Below are 24890 nucleotides of genomic sequence, written 5' to 3'. Positions count from 1 at the left end.
AGAGATATCTTCAACAGTTCGATGCTTTCTTCAGAAGATCGGCTGTTTCTTGTTTTTGAAATAGAACAGCGCGCTGATCGAAATGAACAGTAAGGTGAAGTAATAGAAAAACGAAGACAGTGAGGCCAAGAAGGCAAGGTTCTGTTCTATTTCTTGTTCGGTGAAGCCCTGAGACACCAACTTATAGTAGTAAGCGTACAAGATCCCGATCAGCCCGTATCCGAGGTTAAACATTAAACCTTTGAAACTAAGAACGGTGGCTCGGTTGTGCGATTCGGTCTTTTTATTCAGGTGGTAGCTGATGAAAATGTTCATCGTCATGATGATAAAGATTAACACCAACGCCGGAATGACCCCGTAAATCGACCAACCTAAACTGATCCAGTAATAAGTCGCCATGCTTGCTAAACCCATGACCACAATGAAGGTTTTAGGCTCAATACTCTCTGCTAATCTTCGGCTTTGTCCTGCCAATATAATCTTAAGCAAACTTATACCCGCACCAATAAAACCAAAGTAGATAATTGGAATATCAATCGCCAGATAGTATTGGCTGTTCATGGTCAGGAACATGCGTGAGGTGTGTTCGAATAGGCTGTAGTAGAGCAAGATGAACAGCACGTAAGGTGTAGCGAATACCCATTTACCTGCATCGATCGTCAATTTAAGACTTGAGATGGTGGTTGCCAATTTGGTTTGGTCGCTTGGCATCAGCTTTTTCTCTTCGCGCATATTAATCGCGGCATAGATGGCGATCATCGCTACAAATAGGGTGGCGAACACAGGAATACGCATCAGGTCTTTAGTGCTTTCTGGTTCGGCTAGTCCAAGGAAATGAAAGATGTTCGTCATAAAGTTCACGTCGTACATCGCCGCACCAATCAGCGTGACAAAGATACCGACCGTTGAGGCGACACGAAGCTGGATTTGCAGCACTCGCGGCCACAACTCTTCATTACCTTGTTCTTTTAAGGTGTCGTAAGCCAATGCCTCGTCGGCGCCGCTGGCCAGTGCCATCGCTAAGCCACTGAGAATCCGGTTAATCAGAAAGACTATGAACACCAAGTCGGGGTTTCCGGTTGGCACTAAGGCGATCATTGCGATCTCAACAAACATCACAATCGAAGACAGCACCACCAGTTTCTTGCGGCCTAAGGTATCGGCGAATGCACCCGACGGTACTTCAGCAAGCACAATGGTGGCCGCCCAAACTACATTGAGCATCGCGAATTGAGACAGGGTTAACCCGTAATCTAAATAAAGTAGGGTGAATATAGGGTAGTAAAAACGCGCAAAGTAGCTGCTTCTAAACATTAAGAAGTAGCGGACATTGGGAATTTTAAGGATCTCTTTGAGCGTCATGATAATTTCAGTAATTTAGATAACACATTATTATGTATAACCCTTTTACTCTTTTAAATCATGAATTGTTGTCAAATCCCTACAATATCTGGTTTGGGTGATCTTCGAACTCATTGTTCATAGTGGGTTATAGGTTTCTCGTCTTCAAATCACTTTCCCCTATTCATTTAGTTTGTGGTGCCGTTTCACTTGTTCGACTGATTTTGGTGCAAGATCGAACTTCTACAACGTCGCTCTCGTATTTACATCTTATTGTATGATTTAATTATTGGTAATAACGATACGCAATGAATCCAATGTAATTGAGGAAGCGAGCATGATCTTAGAGTCATTCAGTCTGGAAGGTAAAGTAGCGATAGTGACGGGCTGTAACACGGGGCTTGGGCAAGGTATTGCATTAGGCCTAGCGGAAGCCGGTTGTAAGGTTGTCGGTGTTAACCGAACAGAGCCTGAAGAGACTATTGAGAAAATGAGTGCAGCAGGTCATTCGTTCCTAAACGTGAGTGCTGATCTTCTCGAGCAAGCGTGCATTCCAGGGGTTATAGAGCGCACTTTGGCTGAGTTTGGCCAAGTCGACATTCTCGTGAACAATGCAGGAATTATTCGCCGCCAAGATGCTATTGAGTTCTCAGAGCAAGATTGGGATGACGTAATGAACGTGAACACCAAGACGGTGTTCTTTATGTCTCAGGCTGTTGCAAAGCAATTTAAGGCTCAAGGTACTGGCGGAAAGATCATTAACATTGCATCGATGCTCTCATTCCAAGGTGGCATTCGAGTTCCTTCCTATACGGCTTCAAAAAGTGCTGTGATGGGCGTGACACGTGCGATGGCGAACGAATGGGCGCGCGATAATATCAACGTGAATGCGATAGCCCCCGGTTATATGGAAACGAACAATACTCAAGCTCTGCGTGAAGATGCTGAGCGTAATCAAGCGATTCTTGAGCGTATTCCGGCTGAACGTTGGGGTAAACCGCAAGATATCGCAGGTCCTTGTGTGTTCTTAGCCTCATCAGCATCGGATTACATTAATGGCTATACCATTGCTGTTGACGGTGGTTGGTTAGCACGCTAGTTGGTTTTTTATTCTAAATTTTGAGTTTGCAGCAATCTTGCAGGAGAAGATAAATGAAAATCGCTTTAATGATGGAAAACAGTCAGGCAGGTAAAAATGCCATGGTTGCAGCTGAGCTAGAGTCAGTGGCGGGTGGCATTGGTCACGATGTTTTCAACTTAGGTATGACCGACGAGAATGATCACCACTTAACGTATATCCACTTAGGTATCATGGCCAGTATTCTGATCAACTCAAAGGCTGTGGACTTTGTTGTGACGGGATGTGGAACAGGGCAAGGTGCTTTGATGTCACTGAACCTGCACCCGGGTGTGGTTTGTGGTTACTGCCTAGAGCCATCAGATGCTTTCTTGTTTAACCAAATCAACAACGGCAATGCTCTCGCTCTCGCTTTTGCTAAAGGCTTTGGCTGGGCAGGTGAACTCAACATTCGTTATATCTTTGAAAAAGCGTTCACAGGCGAGCGTGGTAATGGGTATCCACTAGAACGTGCAGAACCACAGCAACGTAATGCAGCAATTTTGAATGAAGTGAAAGCGGCGGTGGTAAAAGATAACTTTATTGATTCTCTGAGAGCTATCGCCCAAGATCTAGTGAAAACAGCGGTTGGCAGCGAGCGTTTCCAACAATGCTTCTTTGAGCATTGCCAAAACCAAGAAATCGCTGATTATGTTCGTTCACTTTTAGATTAATTAGAGCGTTTAGTTCTGATAGAGCCAGCCTTGTTCGGCTGGCTTTTTGATGAATAATTAAAGCAATGTAATGAGACAAACAGTAATCAACTGGCTAAATTGCGATTCGTGTTTTCCTGCATCTACTCTTCATCTTCGGTTTCTTTGGAAGCATTCGAGGCACAGCCTTTCTCTAGCCAGTTGTCCAGTACGTGTTGCAGTGCCTTCAAAGAGGTTGGCTTCTCTAGGCGACCATCCATCAGTTTGCTGATCATATCTAACTCGTGTTGTCCTGATTCGCCAGACAAAGCAATGATTGGCGTTTGAGGAGAGCGTGCCTTGATAATTTGGCTTGCGTCAAAACCATTCATTATCGGCATTTGTACGTCCATTAAGATCAAATCGACCTTGTGTGTTTTGAACAGTTCGACGGCATTCTCACCGTTTTTGGCTTGTAAGCTATTGACGCCAAGTCGACTCAAGTACATTTGAACAAGCGTGCGTTGTACTTCTTTATCATCGACGATCAGTACGGTTGGAGCCAAATGATTCCCTGGGGTTAGCGTGCTTGTTGGTTCTGAATTTTGCGTTGCCGCTTGGTTGTCTGGCTTAGCTTCAGCGTTGGTTTTGTTTTCAGTTGCAGTTTGATTACCTTTCCAATCATCGAAGTAAGGCGTACGAAGTGCGTCTGCTTTGGGGGCATTGGGTACCACCGGGAAGTACAGGTGGAACTCAGTAAACTCCCCAAGTTTAGAGTGGCACTCAACTCGGCCGCCAAATGAACGCATCACACGTTGGCAATAGCCAAGCCCTAGGCCGCTACCACCGCTTTTTTGGTAAGAGAAGAAGTCATCAAAGATCTTATGTGCAATGGCTTCGTCAATGCCAGGGCCGGTATCTCGGAATATCAGAACGTTCTCGTAAGGCCCTGTGTTGGTGCTGATCTCAATTTGGCTTTCTGGATAAGAATCAAAGTAATAGATTGCATTACGTATCAGGTTGAAAATAACGAAATTGAATAAGGTTTCATTGAGCTTTGCCACAAAATCAGCATGTTGTGGTAAACGAATTCGCTCAATGATCTTCTCGTTCTCAAAGCCATAATGGCTGACGGCTTGATCCACGGCCTTGTGGATAGAGGTCATGGTGATTGGTCCATGCTCGGGTGAGCTGTCACTGACTTCTCGCAAGATGATATCAATCAGCTGTCGACCACGTTGAATCGCAGCTTGGCCGTTCTCAATATCAAGTAAGATCTGTTTCGCTGGTGCTTGATTATCAATGTGCTGTTTTAGTAGTTCAAATTGTAATTGCACTTGAGCCAGTGGATTACGCATTTCATGAGCGATTGAGTTAGCAAGGGCACGACTTTGGCGGATGCGTCTATCGGCTTCGATAGTGCTTTGTACTCGAGTTAACAAGGTTTGCAGGGCAGAGATCTCTTCGTTAGAGAACATCTGATCGTTGCTCTTGTGTGACGATACTAACAAGTGCGTGACCGATTTCCCCTGGCCGAATAGAGGCATCACCAAAGCGGTATCGTTGGAGCTCATTTTGTCATACAGGGCTTTGATTGAGCGCTTGGCTGGTGCGGTGTAATCAAGCTCCTGAGACAACTCATCGAACACTAAAACGGACTTGTTAGTAGACAGATAATCTTCGTAGAAGGTTTCGTTGTAGTTGCTGTTAACTAGACGTAGCTTATCTTCTGGAATTTGCAGTAGGCTACCCAAACGACGCATTGCATCATCAATTGAAAGCTTGAAATCCTCTTCTAGCGCGAGGATCTGTTGTACTGGCGTTTTCTTGTTTCCGTAGATAAAGAAGGAGGCGTAGTGGCTTACGCGTTTGTAGAGAACATGCCAAGTGATGCCGATAATCGCACAGATTGGGATAGCAACGAGCCATTGACTGTCATCTGTCAGCGGGATAAATATCGCGCCAAAAGGTATCACCAAAATTGCACACACCAACAACGTATTTAAGCTCATGTACGCAAGGTATTTCACGCTATAGAAGCGAGAGGTCAGTAGAGCATAGCCAACGAACAACATCTCACTGATCGATAAGGCTGGTGGCAGCCAAGTGAGTGAGAAGTCACGCAAGAAGTAGGTCATACCTAGATGGATTGTCGCAGTAGACAGCATGAAGACTAAAATGCCGGCGATCATATAGTTGGTTTTGGCTAAGGTAAGCTTGCTGCTGTTGGCGCGCATGGCCACCAGGTTGAGTAGTGTTAGCACTACAAAGCTAATCATCCCAATAAAGAAGTACGGCGTATGCGGGCCAAACTCAATCACGAACTGGCTTGGGCCTGCAATGGTGACGTGTTCAACGGTTAACCCCGGACTTAAATTGATAAAGAAGGAGTAGACGGTCAGGGTGACGAAAATGGCTTGCTGCCACACATGAACCTTACCATTACGTTGTTCAGCGGCGAGTTTGCACGAGAAGTAATAGGCAAAGGCAAACGCAAAGAACGAGGCGAGGTTGGCAAACTTTGCGGCGAACACGGCGGCCGAGGCCCCAAGTTCCGGTAATAAGTCGGTATGGAAATAAGCGTTACTGCTGATCCACGCAACAATGCAGATCGAATACGCGATGTAAGGGGCATGGTGTGTCCCTGCGATCACTTCGTTCTTCTGTTTCAGGCGATAGCAGTAATAGAACAACCACATGACAACCACAGCCACGGTTGCAAGCAGTGTGATTGCTTTTGCATAGATGATCGCCTCTAGGCCGAAATCAAACATGTTCATCCTTTTTCACCGAGCTAGTTTTTCCTGCCGAGCGCGACTTTTCTAATGACTTTCTGCTTTCTCGCACTGCGCGTTTGTAGCTTCGAAAATCGACATTATTGAACGCTTTTACCATCATCTCAAAATTCCAGAATCCACGATAAATTGTCGTGCCATCGTCATTTAATTCGCAATATCCAGAATGGAAGTATGCATTGGAATCAATGGTTTGATAAAACTGAAGCATGAAAGGTTGCTCGATAATAGTGAAGCCAATCTTATAGCCTATTTGGTGTAACACACTCATCAGCTCTTTTTGAGAAAGGTAGAGGAAATAGAGCTTTTGTTGGGTATTGCCACTTACTGTCAGACGTAACACCTCACACAGGGCATATTTGTCGGACAATTGTAACTGGAATTGTTGGTCAAATTCTGGGAGAGAGTAACATTTTGACAGTGTAGGCGGTGTGAAAAGTTGTAACCCTGCGAGTTCATCGTAGCCGTAATTGGGTAAACAGTATTGCCATTGCTCATTGCTGAACGGCGGTGCGTAACTTAGCCAAGTGTCATTCTTAGACCAGTCTTGAATCAGCGCAGAGGAAACCAGTGTTGGAAAGGCTTCATCGACTGGATGCTTGAGCAGAATAAAATGCTTACCTGCCTGAGAAAGGTGTAATAAAGGCAGCATCTCAAACCATTTCTCGCCCTTGATGAACACCTCGAGATTGCTTAAAGCAATGGCATCGCTGATTGACATTCCTTGTGGGTGACTCGGTGTTTGTACCAAAAGTGGCTCATGTTCTATCTGTTCGATGATCGCACCGTAATAAGCACTGTCATTGATAGGGAGGTCGACATGAGAAATGGAGCTTGGATTTAATGGAGATTTTGCTTTGATCGCAGCAATTTCACACTCACACCAGAAATCTAGCCAATGCATATAGCACTGCCCTACAGCCTGCTCTAGAAGAGCAATCTCTGCAGATAGTGTATTTGGATAGCGCAGAATCAGATCGCGGTAGTCCATCACCTCAAACAATACAGAGTAGCTTTTGTTTTGATGCTCTGGGAAAAGCAATTCTAATTGGCTTCTACGATATTCAGTCACGCTTTGAAAAAGCTCAGTGCGCTCATGTGGCTGATAAGTGCTGATGACGAGCTCTATCAGCGCTCGCTGTTTTATTTCGATAGACAGACTGCTAGCCAACAGTGAGCCTAAAGACGACGTTAATTTCATGTTTAACCTAGCCTAGGTTTATATAATTATTTTTATTTGATCTGCACTATCTATAGGACACTGATTTTAGGTATGTGTTTGAAGTTACGTTACTTTGAGAGAGCCAATCGTAACTTTACTTGTGTCCATGGTGTGAGAAGTAAGTTGCATAATCGGGCGAGATTTTACTACTTGCACTCACCCTCAACAATAAAGATTTTCCATATTTGAATGAATTCAAAGATGAACAAAATACATTATTATCAACAACTTGTAGGGTTGGATCACAGTTTTAAAATCAGACATGATTAAGTCGAGCATAAACTTTTGGATTTATAAAATAATTTCAAATATCTATTTTTTGAACCAATATCATAATCCACATCAAGATGAGCTCATCTTATTAATCGTGATAGGAATGTTTTTGGTGTGAAGTATGTAATTATCTGATTAATTATGTCTGTATTATTACTCGCTTATTCTCTCGCTATTCATTTTAATGATTTAAATATCAGGTGGATAAAAGCAGAGCTCCAGTGCTCGTCTTGTTTTCCTGACAATCTCCTGTGTTTATAGAGTAGTTACACCATAATCTCTGATGAAGTGATGACATTCGAGGTTTAAGCTTGCCTGCATATGAAACATTATTGCGAGTAATCCCTCGTAAATGATTGAGGTAGAGAGAATTTATGAAGAACGTACGATTAACATCATTACTTGGAACAGCAACCTTGTTTAGTGTCGTGGCGTTAGCTGGGTGTAGTCAGAAATCAGAGGTACCAACTCAACCGCAAGAGAATGCGAACCCCATCTGCAGCACTAAAAACCTGACGGGTGGTTGGTCGAAAAGTGAGATAACACCAGAAGCCAAGCAAGCTTTAAACGCAGTTCTTAGCCAAATGAACACTTCAGCTGATCTCAAGCAGATCTTGAGTGTTCGAACTCAGGTTGTCGCGGGTTTGAATTACGCTATTGAGTTTGAAATGGATAATGGTGAAGTGTGGAACACCATCGTTTACCGTTCTCTACAAGGTGACATCGAAATGACGCAACCTGCACAGAAAGGTCTTCTGTGCTCATAATCTAGATGTGCCAGTGTCTTGTGAGATAGGCTGATAGCAAATAAAAATGGCTCCGTGTTGGGAGCCATTTTTGTTTTTAAGAAGACTGATTTGTTGAACGTTTTCAGTCGGCCAACTCGGGCTCAGCTAACTCCTGAACACAAGCACGGCTGATGTCTTCATCAATGTAGGCCATACCGAGTTTATTGAGGTAGTCCATGCGATCAGCAGTGCGAAGCTCGATGTCGGGGCCTGCAATGTTATTGGCTTGATAAATTTCAGTGAGGTGAGACATGAATTGCTCGCCCACACTCATCATCAATAGACTCATTGCTCCTACGTCCGGTCTTACTTTGGCACGTTGCTTTTCAGATAAGTTTACCGCTAATACGATAGGCTGTTCTTCACCTTCGAAGCGAACGCCTCGCTCACGAACGGTTTGTTGAGCCCAGTAATATGCCAGTTCTTTGCTCTGGGTGAGAAACACTGGCTCAACCGATTCGGTGTAGTTGTTGCCGATGGTTGCCATAGTTTTTGAAGCTGCTTCGTTGAGCGCTTTGTCTCCAGAACGTTTTAAACCTTGGCCTTGAATCGAAGCCAATAAAGCTGAAGATGTGCCGTGATACCAAGTATCACCCGTCGCGAAACCATTCTCTGATAACAGTGTTTTTGCATCTTGTAGGTGTGTAGGTATTGAAGTCATAGGCACTCTCAACAAATAGGAATCTGAACAAATATGTATACAGTTAGCTTAAACAGAAGTTGTTCGGTTAACCGTGGTGTGGAACACAAATCTGAGGCTTTGAGATAAAGCTGGCAGTACAAGCTTTATCTCAAAGCCTTCCCCCGGATCTTACCTAAGTAAGAGAGAAGGACGGGGGAGGCTTTAGCGTTAGCGGTTAATCAAATTGATTAGACGTATTCGCTTCACCCGCGGCTTTTAGTGCATTCTCACCCGCGAAGTATTCTTTGTGATCATCACCGATGTCTGAACCAGACATGTTTTGGTGTTTAACACAAGCGATGCCTTGGCGTATCTCTTTGCGCTGAACATTTGCAACATAGCCCAGCATGCCTTGGTCACCGAAGTATTCTTTTGCAAGGTTGTCGGTTGACAGCGCTGCAGTGTGGTAAGTCGGTAGAGTAATCAAGTGATGGAAGATACCCGCTTCACGAGATGCATCCGCTTGGAATGTGCGAATCTTGTCATCAGCTCGTTTAGACAATTCAGTTTCGTCATATTCAGCACTCATTAGGCTAGCACGGTCGTAAGCTGAAACATCTTTACCTTCTGCTACCATCGCATCGTATGCTTGTTGGCGGAAGTTTAGCGTCCAGTTGAATGATGGAGAGTTGTTGTAAACCAGCTTCGCATTAGGGTGAACTTCACGTACGCCGTCCATCATCTCTTTGATTTGACCGATGTGTGGCTTCTCAGTCTCAATCCATAGTAGGTCAGCACCCGCGTTGATTGCTTCAATACAGTCGAATACACAACGGTCTTCACCAGTACCTTGGCGGAATTGGTATAAGCCTGAAGGTAGACGCTTAGGTCGAACTAGCTTGCCGTCACGGTTAAAGCAAACGTCGCCTTCTGCCATATCTGCAACATCGATCTCTTCAACATCTAGGTATGAGTTGTAGATATCACCTTGGTCGCCCGGCTCTTTCACTACTGCGATTTCTTTTGTTAGGCCAGCACCTTGAGAATCGGTACGAGCAACAATAACGCCGTTGTCGATGCCTAGTTCAAGGAAAGCGTAACGAAGTGCGCGAAGTTTTGCGTGGAAGTCAGCGTGTGGAACCGTTACTTTGCCGTCTTGGTGACCACATTGCTTCTCATCGGCAACTTGGTTTTCAATTTGTAGACAACATGCGCCTGCTTCAATCATCTGCTTAGCCATTAGGTAGGTCGCTTCTGCGTTACCAAAACCTGCATCGATATCGGCGATGATTGGCACCACGTGTGTTACGTGATTGTCGATTTTGTCTTGGATAAGGTCTTGTTGGTTAACGTCGCCCGCTTCACGTGCAGCGTCTAGCTCACGGAATAAACCACCCAGTTCACGAGCATCGGCTTGGCGCAGGAATGTGTATAGTTCTTCTACTAGGCCTGCAACCGATGTTTTCTCATGCATTGATTGGTCTGGAAGTGGACCAAAGTCAGAGCGAAGTGCAGCAACCATCCAACCAGAAAGGTATAGGTAACGACGGTCAGTCTTGCCATCAAAGTGCTTCTTAATAGAAATCAGCTTTTGTTGGCCGATGAAACCATGCCAGCAACCCAGAGACTGAGTGTATTGAGAGCTGTCTTCGTCGTAAGCCGCCATGTCTGCACGCATGATATCTGCCGTGTATTGCGCAATATCCAGACCTGTTTTGAATTTGTTTTGAGCTCGCATACGAGCAGCAGATTCAGGGTTAATTGCATCCCATGGAGCACCAGCAGCGCTTTTTGCAACTTCAATCATTTCGATATCTTGTGTAATTTGCGACATAACTATTCCTTAGTTTCACGTGGGGTATGGTTGCCAAATTGGCTTGGATTAAAACTTTGCTATGGACAAAGAATAACCACGCATGTGATAATTTTGTTAATTTATAGTTATTATATTCGGTATTTTTCTTATGAATATTGCTCGTATAGACCTTAATTTGCTTGTGTATTTAGACATGTTGCTACGTGAAAGAAACGTTACACGAGCAGCAAATCAATTGGGTATTACTCAACCAGCCATGAGTAATGGCCTTCGCCGATTGCGTGATCTGTTTGAAGACCCGCTATTAGTGAGAACAAGTGAAGGGATGATACCGACCGAACGCGCGCACAAGTTGCAGCCACTGATTCGAAACATCTTGGCGAATGTAGAGAAGACACTGCAGCCGACCACAGAGTTTAATGCAGAAGACAGTGAACGCGTGTTTCGTATCATGGCGAGTGACTATGCAGAGTCGACCATTATTCAGCCGCTATTGAAAAAACTGAGCGAGATAGCACCGAAAATACGACTGGATATAATGACGCCAAGTGATGTGAGCTATCAGGATGTAGAGCAAGGTACCGTTGATATAATTATCAACCGATTTGACGATATTCCTCAGTCGTTTCACCAGATGAGCCTTTGGCACGACGGGTTTTCTTGCCTCTTTAGTTGTGACAACCCGATAGCCGACAATTTCGATATTTTGTCTTATTTAAAGGCGCAACATATTTGGGTAAGTAAGACTGGTATGGGAACGGGAGTCGGGATAAACCCAAGCGAAGCACAAAAGCTTGGTTGGATAGATGAAGCACTAATGCGCATTGGTAAAACCCGTAACATCACGGTGTTTACGCGACACTACTTGTCGGCGATTCTCTTCGCACAACAGAAGAACCTGATCCTGACTATTCCTACCAAAGCCGCTCAACTGCAGCGCAATAACCCTAGATTGTTGATCAAGCCTGCGCCATTTGCGATTGAACCCTTTGAGGTGAAGATGGCGTGGAGTCCATTGTTACAAACCAATCCAGACCACCAGTGGATGCGTCGTTTGATTAAAAGTGTCGCTAACGAAATCGAGAGTGGAGTAACGGAATAACACAGTTTTTAGGGTATTTTTTATATGAATATCCAATATAACCGGCATAAATTAGCTAAATTCATGTCCGTTAAGTAAGTTTAAGTCAGTAAAGTAAATTTGAGCTAGTCACGAAAATTTATTGAGTAGCCATAAATTAGTTTGAGAGAGATTTTATGAGCAGTCGTATTCAACAGGGAAGCTTGAACATTGATAGCACCCTCTACCAATTAATTAATGAGCAGGTGATTCCTGGAACAGGCATTGTCGCTGAAGACTTTTGGCAATCATTTGCAACCATCCTTGAAGATTTGGCTCCAAAAAATCGCGCATTGCTTATCAAGCGTGAAGATCTTCAACATCAAATTGACGTTTGGCACCAAGAGCGTGCTGGGCAAACGCTCGATCCTGTGGAGTACAAACAGTTCTTACAGCAGATCGGTTATTTGGTTCCTGAAGGCGATGACTTTCAAGTGACGACAGCGAGCGTAGAACCTGAGATCGCAACACAAGCAGGGCCGCAGCTTGTGGTGCCAATCATGAACGCACGCTTTGCACTTAACGCAGCCAATGCGCGTTGGGGCAGTCTATATGATGCGCTCTACGGAACGGACGTGATCAGTGAAAGTGATGGCGCGGAAAAGGGCGGAAGCTTTAACCCTGCTCGTGGCGCTAAAGTAGTGACTTATGCTCGTGAGTTCCTTGATGACGCAGCGCCATTAAACGGTGTCTCTCATAAAGACGTGACCAAATACAGCATCAGTAACGCTAGCATCGGCAATAAGCTCATAGCGACACTCGATAACGGCGAAGAAGTCACTCTCATTGATAGCGACCAGTTCATTGGCTATCAAGGTGACGCAAGTTCCCCTTCGTGCATTCTTCTTAAACACAATAATCTGCACATCGAAATTCAAATTGACCCGAGCGCACCGATTGGTAGCGTTGATGTTGCTGGTATTAAAGATGTATTAGTCGAAGCTGCCTTGACGACCATTATGGATTGTGAAGACTCGGTTGCTGCGGTTGATGGTGAAGATAAAGCGCTTGCCTATAGCAACTGGTTAGGTTTGATGAAAGGTGACCTGAAAGAGTCGCTAGAGAAAAACGGCAAAACCATCGTTCGTAGTTTGAATCCAGATCGCCAATACACCAGTGTCACTGGCGGTGAGATCTCGCTCAAAGGCCGCAGCATGTTATTTATACGTAACGTGGGTCACCTAATGACCAACCCTGCGATCATTGACGCCGAAGGTAATGAAGTACCTGAAGGCATTATGGATGGTATGATCACCTCGCTAATCGCGATACATGATTTAAAAGGCAATAGCGCTTACCAAAACTCGACCGCAAACAGTATCAACATTGTAAAACCTAAGATGCATGGCCCTGAAGAAGTGGCGTTTACCAATGAGTTGTTTGGTCGCATTGAAGATGCTTTAGGTTTAGACCGCTACACCATCAAAGTTGGCATTATGGATGAAGAGCGTCGTACTTCGGTCAACCTGAAAGAATGTATTCGTGCGGCTAAAGATCGTGTTGTGTTCATTAATACCGGTTTCTTAGACCGAACGGGTGATGAGATTCACACGAGTATGGAAGCTGGGCCATTTGCGCCTAAAACACAGCTGAAAACCATGACTTGGATTGGCGCATACGAAGATCAAAACGTTGATCTTGGCCTAGCTTGTGGCCTGCAAGGTAAAGCTCAAATCGGTAAAGGTATGTGGCCAGAGCCAGATAATATGGCGAAGATGATGGACGCGAAAATCGGACACCCACAAGCTGGCGCGAATACGGCTTGGGTACCTTCTCCAACTGCTGCGACTTTGCATGCTCTGCACTATCACAAAGTGAGTGTACCAAGCCGCCAGAAAGAGCTTCGTGAGCGAGTGAGAGCCAATGTAGACGATATCCTTACTATTCCGCTATTAGGTAATCAAAAGCTAACAGCTCAAGATATCCAAAACGAATTGGATAACAACACGCAAGGTATTCTAGGTTACGTGGTTCGTTGGATTGACCAAGGCGTAGGGTGCTCTAAAGTACCTGATATTAACGATGTAGGTTTGATGGAAGATCGCGCAACATTGCGTATTTCAAGCCAACACATCGCTAACTGGTTACGTCACGGTATTTGCGATGAAGCCCAAGTAATGAAAACTATGAAGCGTATGGCAGCAGTGGTTGATGAGCAAAACGCTGGCGACCCTAGCTACCGTAATATGGCTCCTAACTTTGAAAACAGCATTGCATTTTCAGCAGCTTGTCAGTTGGTATTCGAAGGTTGCGCCCAACCAAGTGGTTACACAGAGCCAGTGCTACATGCGATGCGATTGAAGTTAAAAGCACTTGCATAAAACAAGGTTGCTAAATAGGCCACAGAACAAAATAGCAAAGTAACGTAACTGTGTTACGGAGTAGCTAAATAACAACGTCACTAAATAATAAAACCACTAAGAAAAGAAACACCCATTTAAACCGAGCCCAAGGTGCCGCGCTTTATAGCGCGGCTTTTTTTTGAGGGGTTATAGAAAGAGAATAGCTGAGTCAGTGAGGAAACTTAGTGACTACCAACCCTATTTTCAACCAAAGCAAAGATACTTAATATCCATATACTCATCGATGCCTTCCTTTGCGCCTTCACGGCCAATACCTGATTGCTTAACACCACCGAAAGGGGCGACTTCAGTCGAGATCATACCGTCATTAATGCCGACCATACCGTACTCAAGTGCCTCTGCTATGTTCCATACTCGATGAATGTTCTGACTGTAGAAGTACGACGCTAATCCATAAATGGTGTCATTTGCCATCTCAATAAGCTCTTCGTCTGTCTCGAATCGCATCACAGGAGCGACAGGACCAAAGATCTCTTGCTGAACAATGTCCATGCTGTGTTTTACATCTTTAAGAACAACGGGTTGAAGGAAGAGTCCATCAAGTTGTTGAAGTGGCGTCACAGGTGTCGCGCCTTGTTCAATAGCTCGGTTTATCAATCCTTGGATGTTTTGCTTAGCACCTTCATTGATAACAGGGCCAACCGTTACACCCTCATCTAAGCCGTTTCCAATTTTAAGCAGCTGTACCGCTTGGTCGAATTTAGCCACAAACTCATCGTGTACTTTACTGTGTACGTAGAAACGGTTTGCACAAACACAGGTTTGGCCTGCATTACGGAATTTTGAAGCCATTGCGCCTTGAACGGCCGCGTCGATGTCTGCATCGTCAAACACAATAAAAGGTGCGTTGCCGCCCAGTTCCATTGAAGTGCGCTTAATGCTTTTCGCAGCTTGAGCCATCAAGATACTGCCGACTCGGGTAGACCCAGTAAAAGAGATTTTTTTAATCAGTGGGTGTGAGGTGAAAAGACCACCCACTTGCTCTGGGCTTTCACCGAGTACGACTTGAAGTAGATCTTTAGGAATGCCCGCTTGATATGCCAGCTCAACCACAGCAAACGCAGACAGTGGTGTCTCGTCTGAGGGCTTCACAATAAAACTACAGCCAGCAGCAAGGGCAGGGGCGGCCTTACGAGTGATCATTGCAATCGGAAAGTTCCACGGCGTAATGGCACACGCGACCCCAATCGGCTGCTTGATTGTTACTAAGCGTTTGCCAGCGACTGTGCTAGGAATGGAGTCACCGTAAGTGCGCTTGGCTTCTTCGGCGAACCACTCAATGAAACTCGCGCCATACACCACTTCGCCCGTCGCTTCTGCTAACGGCTTACCTTGTTCGATGGTCATTAGGCGAGCAAGATCTTCTTTGTTTTCAAGGATCAGTTGATGCCAACCACTTAGCAATGCAGCACGGGATTTAGCGGGAATTTTTGCCCACTCTTTCTGCGCAACATGAGCGCGTTCGATAGCGCTCTCTAACTCTGCCTCAGATGAGATTGGTGCATGCCCAATAAGCTCACCCGTTGCTGGGTTTGTGACTGCAACTGCGTTGTTCGCTTCTGTCACCATAAAAGAGAGTAAGTGCTGGTTCTTAATGTTTAGCATCGTGATTCCTTTGTTGTGATTACTTTAGACGTGTTGCTTATGTGCGGGTTGGCGAGTGTTCAAATGACTTCGACCAAATGTTCATTGGTCGAAGGGCATGGATGTTAAGTCGCTAATCTTGGTTATTCTCTGAGATAAATCTTCTCACTAGCCCCAGTTATCAGACTCTATCTTCGCGAGCGCTTTGGCTGCTTTTTGAAGAGCTGGCAGAAACTTGATCGCTTCGTCTGGTTTTACTCGAATCACTGGAGCTTGTATCGCTAGGCCTAGGTTTGATTGACCTGTTGGTGAGGGTATCAGCACAGCGATACAGACTAAGCCTGGCAAAAACTCTTCATCATCAATAGCAAAACCTTGGATTTTCGCTTCTTCGATGTCTTTCTCTAGAGTCGAATAGTCGGTAATCGTGTTCACGGTGTATTGAGTCAGCGGCACGTTTTCAATTAATCGTCTGCGCTGCGACTTAGACATGTGTGCCAAAAACAGTTTACCTGTCGCTGAGCAGTGAACAGGAACGCGAGAGCCGGGGTGCAGGTGGAAGCGAAGTGGCGCTTCGGTCTCTGCGCGATCAAGGTAGATGATCTCACCGCTCGATAGTGCGGTTAGGTTGCAGCTCTCGCCGACTTCTGCTCGAAGGTTTTCAAGAATTGTGCGTCTTGCGCTGTGCATGGTGCTGTTGAACAGTAGGTTTTCAGCCAACTTTCTGAGTCGAATACCTGAGCTGTAGTGCTTTTCGTCGCCATCTCTTTGAATGATGCCCGCCGCTTCTAACTGTTGAAGCATTCGGTGCAGCGTGGGTTTTGGCAATCCGGTCTCTTCGACTAAACCTTGCAGAGAAATAAACTCGTCTTTTTGCGCTATCACCTCTAATAGTGCAAAAAGTCGGAGGGTCGGTGTATCCCCTTGAACTTGCGGTGTTTCTGTTTGCATACAGTGATTCATCCTTGCGATATGTCTATGCCTAAGAGTGTACATACCAAATCATTATTCTTCAATTATCTGAATAAAATTTGACCTTTTTTATTATTCCAATAATATAAATATAAATTATGGAACAATTGATCTCAATAAATGGAATTTTAAGATGAAGGCGATTGAACGGATTATTGATAAAGCTCATTTAGATCGTAAGCGCGTTGTTTTGAGTGAAGCGGAGGACCCGCGAGTGCTAGCTGCTGCAAGAATAGCAATCGATAAACAGCTCGCTCACATCACACTTGTGGGCGATGAATCGGCGATCATCGCTGCTGCAGAACTTCACCACATTAACCTCGCTGGCATTCATATTGTTTCTCCACAGGCGTCGTCACTCAAAGAAGTGCTCGCTGAGCGGCTGTATACATTAAGAAAAGCTAAAGGCATGACTTATGATGACGCCCTAGAGCTGGTTCAAGATCCACTTGTTTTTGCCAATTTGATGGTAAGGGAAGGACTGGTAGACGGCACAGTTAATGGTGCGGTTTATACCACGTCTGATGTGGTGCGAGCTGCGCTTCAGATTATCGGCCCCGCGCCAGACAGTGAATTGGTATCCAGTTTCTTTCTGATGATGTTGTGTGAGCCTTTCCATAATCTTAAAGGCGGCATGATTTTCAGTGACTGTGGTTTGGTGATTAACCCCAATGAAACCGAGCTAGCATCGATTGCCGTAGCCGCATCAATCAGTGCTCAAACGCTACTGATGGAAGAACCTAAAGTCGCAATGCTGTCTTTTTCGACCAACGGCAGTGCCAAGCACGAATCGGTCGATAAGGTTCGTAATGCGGCTCAACTCGTAAAACAACGTTGTCCCGGAATCGCCGTCGATCAGGATGTTCAACTCGATGCCGCGATTGTGACTGAGATTGCCGCGAAAAAGCTGCCAGATTCAGAGGTGAAAGGTCAATCGAACGTGTTGATATTTCCCAATTTAGAAGCAGGTAATATTGGTTATAAGCTTGCGGAAAGGTTAGGCGGGGCAGTTGCGATTGGCCCGTTGCTGCAAGGGCTGAATCAACCAGCGAATGACTTGTCCAGAGGCTGTAGTGCCGAAGATATCTTTAATGTCATTGCCGTTACCGCGGTACAAGCGCAGCAAGGGAAAGCATCTGACTCTAAGGCTGACTCTGAAGCTGATGTTGAAGAAAGAGAAGAGTCGGAGTTTGAATTCCGGTATTAACACTCGTTGCTTAAACTAATGCGGAATCTTGCACTCATATTTACCCCCAAATAACCTAATTAGGATAGCTAATGGAGTTACCTGTTTTACTCGCCATTCTTACCACTATTGCGGTGGGTACCTATTTTCAAACTGTCACCGGATTTGGCCTCGGTATCATCGTGATTGGTTTAACGGTCAGCCTTAATTTGGTATCCCTACCCGTTATAGCCGCTGTGGTCAGTATTGTGACCTTGTTCAATTGCTTGGTGGCGTTGATGGGTAAGCCACTGCTTGGGGAACTCAAGATTCTGGTGGTGTTAGTCATCGGTATTATTCCCGGCGTATCGATGGGCGTGTACTTGCTGGACGCGTTGAGCGAGTCGGCAACCCAAATCCTACGAGGGCTATTGGGTGCCATGGTGTTGTTCGCTGGTTTGAGCTTTATGTTTAAACCTAAAACTAGAACGGTCCGTTCGACAACCGTATCTTTCCTTGTCTCAGGATTTAGCTCTGGGTTAGCGGGGGGATTATTTGGGATGGCAGGTCCACCGATTGTTTATCATCTCTATCGGCAACCTTTTTCGCTCGATCTGGTGCGAAGCACACTGCTGATGGTTTTCGCTTGTACGTCGATGTCCCGTACGGTCAATGTCTATGCGGCGGGCGACATGGAACAGAGCATATTGTGGTTATCCGCTATTGCTGTTCCTCTGGTGGCGCTTGTCACAATGTTTGCTCGGCGTTTCCCACCGCCGTTGTCTAATGATCAACTCAGAAAGCTGGTGTTTACGGTGTTGATGTTGATTGGTGGGTATTTGATGGCTGTCTCTGCATGGTCGTTGTTTGGCTCTTCGTAAAACCACTTTCGACAAAGGAGGCTAGCGGTTTGCTAGCCGGTACGTCACTGCTCACGGTTTACATCTCTTAACGCTTCAATATCTCAAAGATGCTCCTAGATAACCCAAACAAGCAACTCTCCTGGACATCTAAAGTGATGTTACTGCGGTAGTACGGGCTTAAATCGACGCCCATTCCCACGCCATGAATTTCGATACTGTTTTTGATCGACTCGCGCTCAATCACTTGTTTGAGATGGTTGTCCAAATAGAACTGATCATTGGCTGTGCTGGTGGCGGTATCCATCGGGCAGCCGTCTGAAAACACAATCAAAACCTTTCGTTGGGCGGTGTGCTGCTGCAATCGATGACTCGCGAACTGAACCGCTTCGCCATCAATCCCTTCTTTAAAGATGTCGGCTTTACGAAGACTCGCAATGCCAAGTCGAGAACGTCTCCAATGGGTATCAAAATCCTTAAACACGATGTGCCGAACTTCGTTTAAGCGGCCCGGGTGCTTTGGTTGGCCTTGTTTAAGCCACTGCCGATAGACCTTGCCACCGTTCCAGTTATTGGTCGTAAAGCCAATAATCTCGAAAGGGATGTTGGCCAGTCCAACGGATTTGAGAATTGTATCAATCAGTAGGCTTAGCTTGTGACTGTGCTTTTGCATTGAGCCAGAGCAGTCCATCAAAAATGTGGTGGCACATTGATGAGATGTACCGATGTCAGGTTGATAAAAGACAGTGCTATCCAATGGCGATGTGACGAGCTTGGTGATGGTGGTGGCGTTAACAATGCCTTCTTCTAAATGGTCCTGACGTCGGTTCCTCTGTGGTGTGGCAACAAAGCTAGTAAGCATAGCGGCTAAACGGCGAGTGTTGACTTGTCTCGCCATGATGTCATCGGTTAGCTTTTGTCTCAGTTCGAGTAATAGGGTACGCCTGACGAGTTTGTCTGCGGCGATGACTTGATCAAATTCTGAATTAAAGACCTGATAATTGGCGCCCGACAACTCGAATACCTTGCTACTGCCTGTGATGTCGGTATTGACGTCTTGATCTTGAATGTCACCATCAACAATCAAGGCAAGCTGTGCAAGGATCTTGATGTCTTCTTCAACGGTTAGTGTGGGTGAGTTATTACTCTCTTGTTCTTGGTTGATGAGTTCTTGCGCTAAAGAGGCCAGTTCATTGGCGCAGTGAGCAAACTGTTGTTGGTCGGCTCGATGTGCCTTCAAGCGCTTCAGGCTGCTTCCGAATATAGGTACGATGCCCGCACGAGTTGATTCAACGGTTTCAGCAATCGGCTCAGAAACTGGAACACCGGTTAAGCGGGTGTGGATAACCTGCATCAATGTGAACAGCAGCATGCCAATTCGTGATTCAGTAAAGCCATTTTGATGGTACTGATCGCTCCAATACGCAAAGTTGAACTGAATGCTCTTAGTCACACCTTTTAGGTAAGACGGGACTTGTGATTCTATTCGTATTTGTTCGCAGAAATCATATAACAGACGTTCGACTTCGTTTTTTGGTCGTAATGAATAGTGAAGATCAGTATCTGACAACAATAGTCTCAGTGCCGATGAATCGATCTTGCCTTGCATTGAGAGCTTGCTGTTTGTTAAATCATGGCGAGAAACAAAGGTGAGATCGTTGGTGTGTGCAGACTGATAATAGCAGGGGCTATTACCGTTATAGAGACGCTCTCCCCGATAATTCAGGTTCAATTCACCACTGATCGCTCTAGCGACAGACACACCAAGGTCGAGGATCTTTTTCTGCTGAGAAGAAACATTGGCCATGGTTTACGACTCCGACTGCGCATAACTCTGAGTAGGCGTTTCTAGGGCCTCACCAAAGCAGCGGAAGTAATATTCGCTTACCAACTCTTTCTCTTCATCTTCACAACGGTTTAGGAATGAAAGCCTAAATGCCGTGGCTACGTTATCGAATATTCGGATATTTTCGGCCCATGTGATCACGGTTCTCGGAGACATTACCGTCGACAGATCGCCTGCTCTAAAACCATTTCGTGTTAACCCAGCAGTTGCGATCATTTTCTCAACTAACTGCTGACCGATTTCACTGTTCATCTCTGGGCGCTTGGATAACACGATCTTAGTTTCATGTTGTGGATCTAAATAGTTAAGCGTGGCGATGATGTTCCATCGGTCAAGTTGGCTATGGTTAAGCACCTGAGTACCGGAATACAAACCCGAGAAATTACCCAAACCAAGTGTGTTACAGGTAGCAAATAGGCGGAAAGAAGGGTGAGGCGTGATCACTCGGTTTTGCTCTAAAGAGGTGTATTTGCCGTCTTGCTCTAAGAGTTGTTGAATCACAAACATTACATCAGGTCGTCCTGCATCGTATTCGTCTAATACCAGAGCTATGGGTTGCTGGATACTCTGTGGAAGAATGCCTTCTTTAAATTCTGTCACCTGCATTCCATCTTTAATGGCGATGCTGTCCTTTCCTATGAAATCCAATCGGCTTAAGTGCCCGTCTAGGTTGATCCTCAAACACGGCCAGTTCAATCTCGCGGCGATTTGTTCAATGTGAGATGACTTGCCCGTTCCGTGTGTGCCTTGAATCAGCGTGCGACGATTGGAGGTGAACCCTGCCAATATAGCCAGCGTCACTTCGGGGTCAAAACAGTAATTAGGATCGACTCTCGGCACATATTCACCCGGATGTTCAAATGACATCACCGTTAGGTTACTGTCGATGCCAAAGCGCTCTCTCACGCTTACCGGCTGCGTTGGTACCAATTCCGCCTCTTTCATCATATTTCCCTCTATATAGCTCATCACTTGTCGCTACTATCGCGATATGTCATCGATTATTAACAGCTCCAGTTAAGTTAACGACACTTTTTGTACGAAAAACTACCAATAATGTGATCCAGTTTTATTAATTAGAATGAATTGTTCCAATTTAATATAAAAAGTTGACGTGCAAAAATTCTACTACTAAGGTGAAAATGAATTCGAAAAAGAGACAATTCATTCCGAAAAATGAAATTTTGGTTAACTCAAGGAGAATGGAAGAATGAGCGAGCAAGAAAAACGTACGGTTGTTTCCGGCACAGTAACAATGACACCATCAGAAGCGTTCGTTGAAACTATGGTTGCTAATGATGTTACCGATATGTTCGGCATCATGGGGTCGGCATTTATGGACGCAATGGATATCTTTGCTCCTGCTGGCATTCGATTGGTCCCAGTAGTACACGAGCAAGGCGCTGCCCATATGGCAGATGGTTACTCTCGTGTATCTGGTCGCCATGGCGTGGTTATCGGGCAAAATGGCCCAGGTATCAGTAACTGTGTAACAGCAATTGCAGCTGCGTTCTGGGCACATAGCCCGGTCGTAATTGTGACGCCAGAGACAGGCACTAAAACAATGGGCTTAGGTGGTTTCCAAGAATGTAACCAGCTTCCAATGTTCCAAGAGTTTACTAAGTATCAAGGACACGTAACGCACCCAGATCGTATGGCGGAATACACAGGACGATGCTTCGACCGTGCGATGAGCGAAATGGGTCCAACTCAGCTAAATATTCCTCGTGACTACTTCTACGGTGAAACTCAAACTGAAATCCCTAAACCAGCGCGTTTAGACCGAGGTCCTGGTGGTGAGAAATCTCTGAATGAAGCAGCAGACTTGATAGCTGAAGCGAAATTCCCAGTCATCATTTCCGGTGGCGGCGTGGTCATGGCTGATGCAGTTCAAGAGTGTGCGGCATTAGCAGAACGACTAGGTGCACCTGTAGTGAACAGCTACCTACACAATGACTCTTTCCCTGCTAGTCATCCATTATGGTGTGGTCCTCTAGGCTACCAAGGTTCGAAAGCAGCAATGAAATTGATGGCTCAAGCGGATGTGGTTATCGCTTTGGGTACACGTCTTGGTCCATTTGGTACCTTGCCTCAACATGGCATGGACTACTGGCCGAAGAACGCGAAAATCATTCAGATTGATGCAGACAACAAGATGCTTGGCCTCGTGAAGAAGATCTCTGTTGGTATCTGTGGCGATGCAAAAGCAGCGGCAGTGGCATTAGCTGAAAGACTAGAAGGTCGCGCACTGTTATGTGATGACAATAAAGGCGCTCGTCAAGACACGGTCGCAACAGAGAAAGCACTTTGGGAAAAAGAGCTTGATGAGTGGACACACGAACGTGACTCGTTCAGCTTGGATATGATTGAAGAAAACTCACACGAGACTCCGTTCTCTGGTGGTGAATACCTTCACCCGCGCCAAGTATTGCGTGAGCTAGAAAAAGCGATGCCAGAAGACGTAATGGTCTCAACCGATATCGGTAACATCAACTCGGTGGCAAACAGCTACTTACGCTTTGAAAAACCACGTAGTTTCTTTGCGGCAATGAGTTTTGGTAACTGTGGTTACGCGTTCCCGACCATCATTGGCGCGAAAGCAGCAGCACCTCATCGCCCAGCTATCTCTTATGCAGGCGACGGTGCGTGGGGCATGAGCCTGATGGAAACCATGACATGTGTTCGTCATAACATTCCAGTGACAGCCGTGGTATTTCACAACCGTCAATGGGGTGCAGAGAAGAAGAACCAAGTCGACTTCTACAACCGACGCTTTGTTGCCGGTGAGCTAGATAACCAAAGCTTTGCTGAAATCGCACGAGCAATGGGCGCTGAAGGTATCACGGTTGATAAGCTAGAAGATGTAGGTCCAACCTTGCAAAAAGCCATCGACATGCGGATGAACGAAGGCAAAACAACCATCATTGAAATCATGTGTACTCAGGAGTTGGGCGACCCGTTCCGCCGAGATGCACTATCAACACCGGTTCGTTTCCTAGATAAATACAAAGATTACGTATAAGTCGTAGGAAGTTTGTCCGGCCACGGTATTTTCGAGAGTGTTAGAGAAAGTGCAATCGAGAATGTGGTCGGGCAATATTAACGGGTATTGGCAATGTACTTAAGTGAATACCGGCAACCCGTATTTCAATAATCCTTAGTCAAACGTTAGAACATGAATTAAATGGCTGTTGTACATATAAGTGGTTTTAGTTATATAAACTTTGTCGTTCCTTATTAATCGACCCTTAGCTAATTGCTCCTTAGTTAATGGTTTTATAACTGTTAGTTATTGATGAGGATATATGGCCATTGATAAAGACATATACCTATTGTCATTTTTAAAATCATTCGTAACGATACTGATTAACCATGATAGTTAATTTTTAATTGTAATAAATTTAAATTAAGTGACCTATTACATGCATGCTGTGAACAATAAACGTTATATAAGCTCACTCGAAGAGCTGTATAAAATAATTAATTCATTAATGAATGAATGCAGTGACCAACGTGGTTTGATGTATAACGTGTGTGATTATGAAAATAATAATCTAATGCCAAGTTTAGGCCGTTCCAATCGTAAGAACATACGCCGTGTCGAACAAGAGCTTCTCTCGACCGTGAGAGTTTACGGTGGTCACTCGCTGAGTTCTAACGACATAAATGACTGGTTATTGATGTGTTTAGCCAAAAAGCAGGGCTTTCCCACCCGTTTACTGGAATGGACCGATAACCTGTTAAATGCGCTTTGGTCGGTGTGTCACAGCCAAAGTAAAGACTGCATAAACATAATTAAAGCTATTGATTATCAGCGGGTTAGTGTTTTTAGCTCGCCGTGTAATATCAACAAAACTCAGATATTTAATGTGGCGGATTGCGATCAGCAAGAGCCGCGCAAGGACAAGTGGTATTCCATTCACCCATTTAAGGAAGGTGGCAATGATGCCATTCAGCCTCTGTACGATGAGAAAGAATATTCAAACGGTCTAGTGTCCGTTCATATTCTTCCATCAGTAAAAGTAAACCTGATAAAGGAGTTAATATCCATGAACGTTTTAAATGAACCGACTGATTATATCGAAGAGAAGCTAACCGATATAAAAAATGAAGCCCATATAGATAACAATCAAGTTATTAATAAAGGTGAGGGGAATATTGAATTACAAGTGAATACCCATAACCGTAAACTTGAGCAGTATGGCCGAAAGTACCATCAAGATTTTGACTTCGACTAAAGTCTAATATTTATAATTATTTTATTTAGACCTCGTATAAATCTAGTGAGTGACTGTGTAAATAAAATTAGAACACTAATTAATTTATAAAAAGATGAAATCTGTGAGCTTAAAGATTGTTTATAAAGTAACTCGA

18 protein-coding genes are annotated in these 24890 nt (G+C 45.0%); 9 read left to right on the top strand and 9 right to left on the bottom strand.

Annotated features, from left to right (window positions below; translation table 11 throughout):
• Positions 1-30: 30 nt before the first annotated feature.
• Positions 31-1362 (bottom strand): MFS transporter, encoded by a 1332-nt coding sequence (locus AB6E30_RS04570; protein ID WP_136981758.1) that lies wholly within the window; start codon positions 1360-1362, stop codon positions 31-33.
• Positions 1363-1678: 316 nt separating this feature from the next.
• Here AB6E30_RS04570 and kduD point away from each other — a divergent pair, with 316 nt between their 5' ends.
• Positions 1679-2440 (top strand): 2-dehydro-3-deoxy-D-gluconate 5-dehydrogenase KduD, encoded by a 762-nt coding sequence (kduD, locus tag AB6E30_RS04565; RefSeq protein WP_017067926.1) that lies wholly within the window; start codon positions 1679-1681, stop codon positions 2438-2440.
• A 53-nt stretch (positions 2441-2493) separates the two neighbouring features.
• Entirely contained in the window at positions 2494-3132 is a 639-nt protein-coding gene (locus AB6E30_RS04560) for an RpiB/LacA/LacB family sugar-phosphate isomerase (protein WP_372102760.1), read from the top strand.
• Between the two features lie 122 nt (positions 3133-3254).
• On the opposite strand, the gene AB6E30_RS04555 is transcribed toward AB6E30_RS04560, so the two are convergent.
• Together AB6E30_RS04555 and AB6E30_RS04550 are read right to left on the bottom strand one after the other, a co-directional pair.
• On the bottom strand, positions 3255-5864 hold the full coding sequence (locus AB6E30_RS04555; RefSeq protein WP_372102758.1) for a response regulator: 2610 nt from the start codon (positions 5862-5864) through the stop codon (positions 3255-3257).
• Positions 5857-7086 carry an acyl-homoserine-lactone synthase gene (locus AB6E30_RS04550; protein WP_372102756.1) on the bottom strand — a complete coding sequence of 410 codons (1230 nt, stop codon included), beginning with the start codon at positions 7084-7086 and terminating at the stop codon, positions 5857-5859. Before AB6E30_RS04550 ends, AB6E30_RS04555 begins: the two co-directional genes overlap by 8 nt.
• A gap of 668 nt (positions 7087-7754) precedes the next feature.
• On the opposite strand from AB6E30_RS04550, the gene AB6E30_RS04545 reads away from it, so the two are divergent.
• Positions 7755-8147 carry a cystatin domain-containing protein gene (locus tag AB6E30_RS04545; protein WP_017059983.1) on the top strand — a complete coding sequence of 131 codons (393 nt, stop codon included), beginning with the start codon at positions 7755-7757 and terminating at the stop codon, positions 8145-8147.
• Positions 8148-8250: 103 nt separating this feature from the next.
• Here the strand turns inward: AB6E30_RS04545 and AB6E30_RS04540 are convergent, their stop codons facing one another.
• Positions 8251-8829, bottom strand: a complete 579-nt coding sequence (locus AB6E30_RS04540; RefSeq protein WP_017067975.1) for a hypothetical protein — start codon at positions 8827-8829, stop codon at positions 8251-8253.
• A 196-nt stretch (positions 8830-9025) separates the two neighbouring features.
• On the bottom strand, positions 9026-10624 hold the full coding sequence (locus AB6E30_RS04535) for an isocitrate lyase (RefSeq protein WP_017071002.1): 1599 nt from the start codon (positions 10622-10624) through the stop codon (positions 9026-9028).
• A 130-nt stretch (positions 10625-10754) separates the two neighbouring features.
• Here AB6E30_RS04535 and AB6E30_RS04530 point away from each other — a divergent pair, with 130 nt between their 5' ends.
• Together AB6E30_RS04530 and AB6E30_RS04525 are read left to right on the top strand one after the other, a co-directional pair.
• Entirely contained in the window at positions 10755-11708 is a 954-nt protein-coding gene (locus AB6E30_RS04530; RefSeq protein WP_009845781.1) for a LysR family transcriptional regulator, read from the top strand.
• Positions 11709-11863: 155 nt separating this feature from the next.
• Positions 11864-14047, top strand: a complete 2184-nt coding sequence (locus AB6E30_RS04525) for a malate synthase G (RefSeq protein ID WP_372102754.1) — start codon at positions 11864-11866, stop codon at positions 14045-14047.
• 225 nt (positions 14048-14272) lie between these two features.
• On the opposite strand, the gene AB6E30_RS04520 is transcribed toward AB6E30_RS04525, so the two are convergent.
• Positions 14273-15694 (bottom strand): NAD-dependent succinate-semialdehyde dehydrogenase, encoded by a 1422-nt coding sequence (locus tag AB6E30_RS04520; protein ID WP_016792247.1) that lies wholly within the window; start codon positions 15692-15694, stop codon positions 14273-14275.
• Between the two features lie 147 nt (positions 15695-15841).
• On the bottom strand, positions 15842-16624 hold the full coding sequence (locus AB6E30_RS04515) for an IclR family transcriptional regulator (protein ID WP_372102752.1): 783 nt from the start codon (positions 16622-16624) through the stop codon (positions 15842-15844).
• A 154-nt stretch (positions 16625-16778) separates the two neighbouring features.
• On the opposite strand from AB6E30_RS04515, the gene pta reads away from it, so the two are divergent.
• Both pta and AB6E30_RS04505 read left to right on the top strand, forming a co-directional pair.
• The gene (gene pta / locus AB6E30_RS04510; RefSeq protein WP_136978434.1) at positions 16779-17852 is read left to right on the top strand and encodes a phosphate acetyltransferase; all 1074 of its coding nucleotides are present in this window, start codon (positions 16779-16781) and stop codon (positions 17850-17852) included.
• Positions 17853-17923: 71 nt separating this feature from the next.
• Positions 17924-18691 carry a sulfite exporter TauE/SafE family protein gene (locus AB6E30_RS04505; protein WP_104216200.1) on the top strand — a complete coding sequence of 256 codons (768 nt, stop codon included), beginning with the start codon at positions 17924-17926 and terminating at the stop codon, positions 18689-18691.
• A gap of 67 nt (positions 18692-18758) precedes the next feature.
• Here AB6E30_RS04505 and AB6E30_RS04500 read toward each other — a convergent pair whose 3' ends face one another.
• A complete protein-coding gene (locus AB6E30_RS04500) occupies positions 18759-20477 on the bottom strand; it encodes a cobaltochelatase CobT-related protein (protein WP_372102750.1) in 1719 nt (572 codons plus the stop codon).
• 3 nt (positions 20478-20480) lie between these two features.
• The gene (locus AB6E30_RS04495) at positions 20481-21464 is read right to left on the bottom strand and encodes an AAA family ATPase (protein ID WP_170962451.1); all 984 of its coding nucleotides are present in this window, start codon (positions 21462-21464) and stop codon (positions 20481-20483) included.
• Between the two features lie 262 nt (positions 21465-21726).
• Here AB6E30_RS04495 and xsc point away from each other — a divergent pair, with 262 nt between their 5' ends.
• The gene (gene xsc, locus AB6E30_RS04490; RefSeq protein ID WP_372102748.1) at positions 21727-23538 is read left to right on the top strand and encodes a sulfoacetaldehyde acetyltransferase; all 1812 of its coding nucleotides are present in this window, start codon (positions 21727-21729) and stop codon (positions 23536-23538) included.
• A gap of 400 nt (positions 23539-23938) precedes the next feature.
• On the top strand, positions 23939-24754 hold the full coding sequence (locus AB6E30_RS04485) for an FRG domain-containing protein (protein ID WP_372102746.1): 816 nt from the start codon (positions 23939-23941) through the stop codon (positions 24752-24754).
• Positions 24755-24890: the final 136 nt, after the last annotated feature.

Origin of the sequence: Vibrio sp. 10N.247.311.12, assembly GCF_041467515.1 — a bacterium.
Classification (GTDB): domain Bacteria; phylum Pseudomonadota; class Gammaproteobacteria; order Enterobacterales; family Vibrionaceae; genus Vibrio; species Vibrio crassostreae_C.
This window is presented reverse-complemented; position numbering and strand designations above follow the sequence as displayed.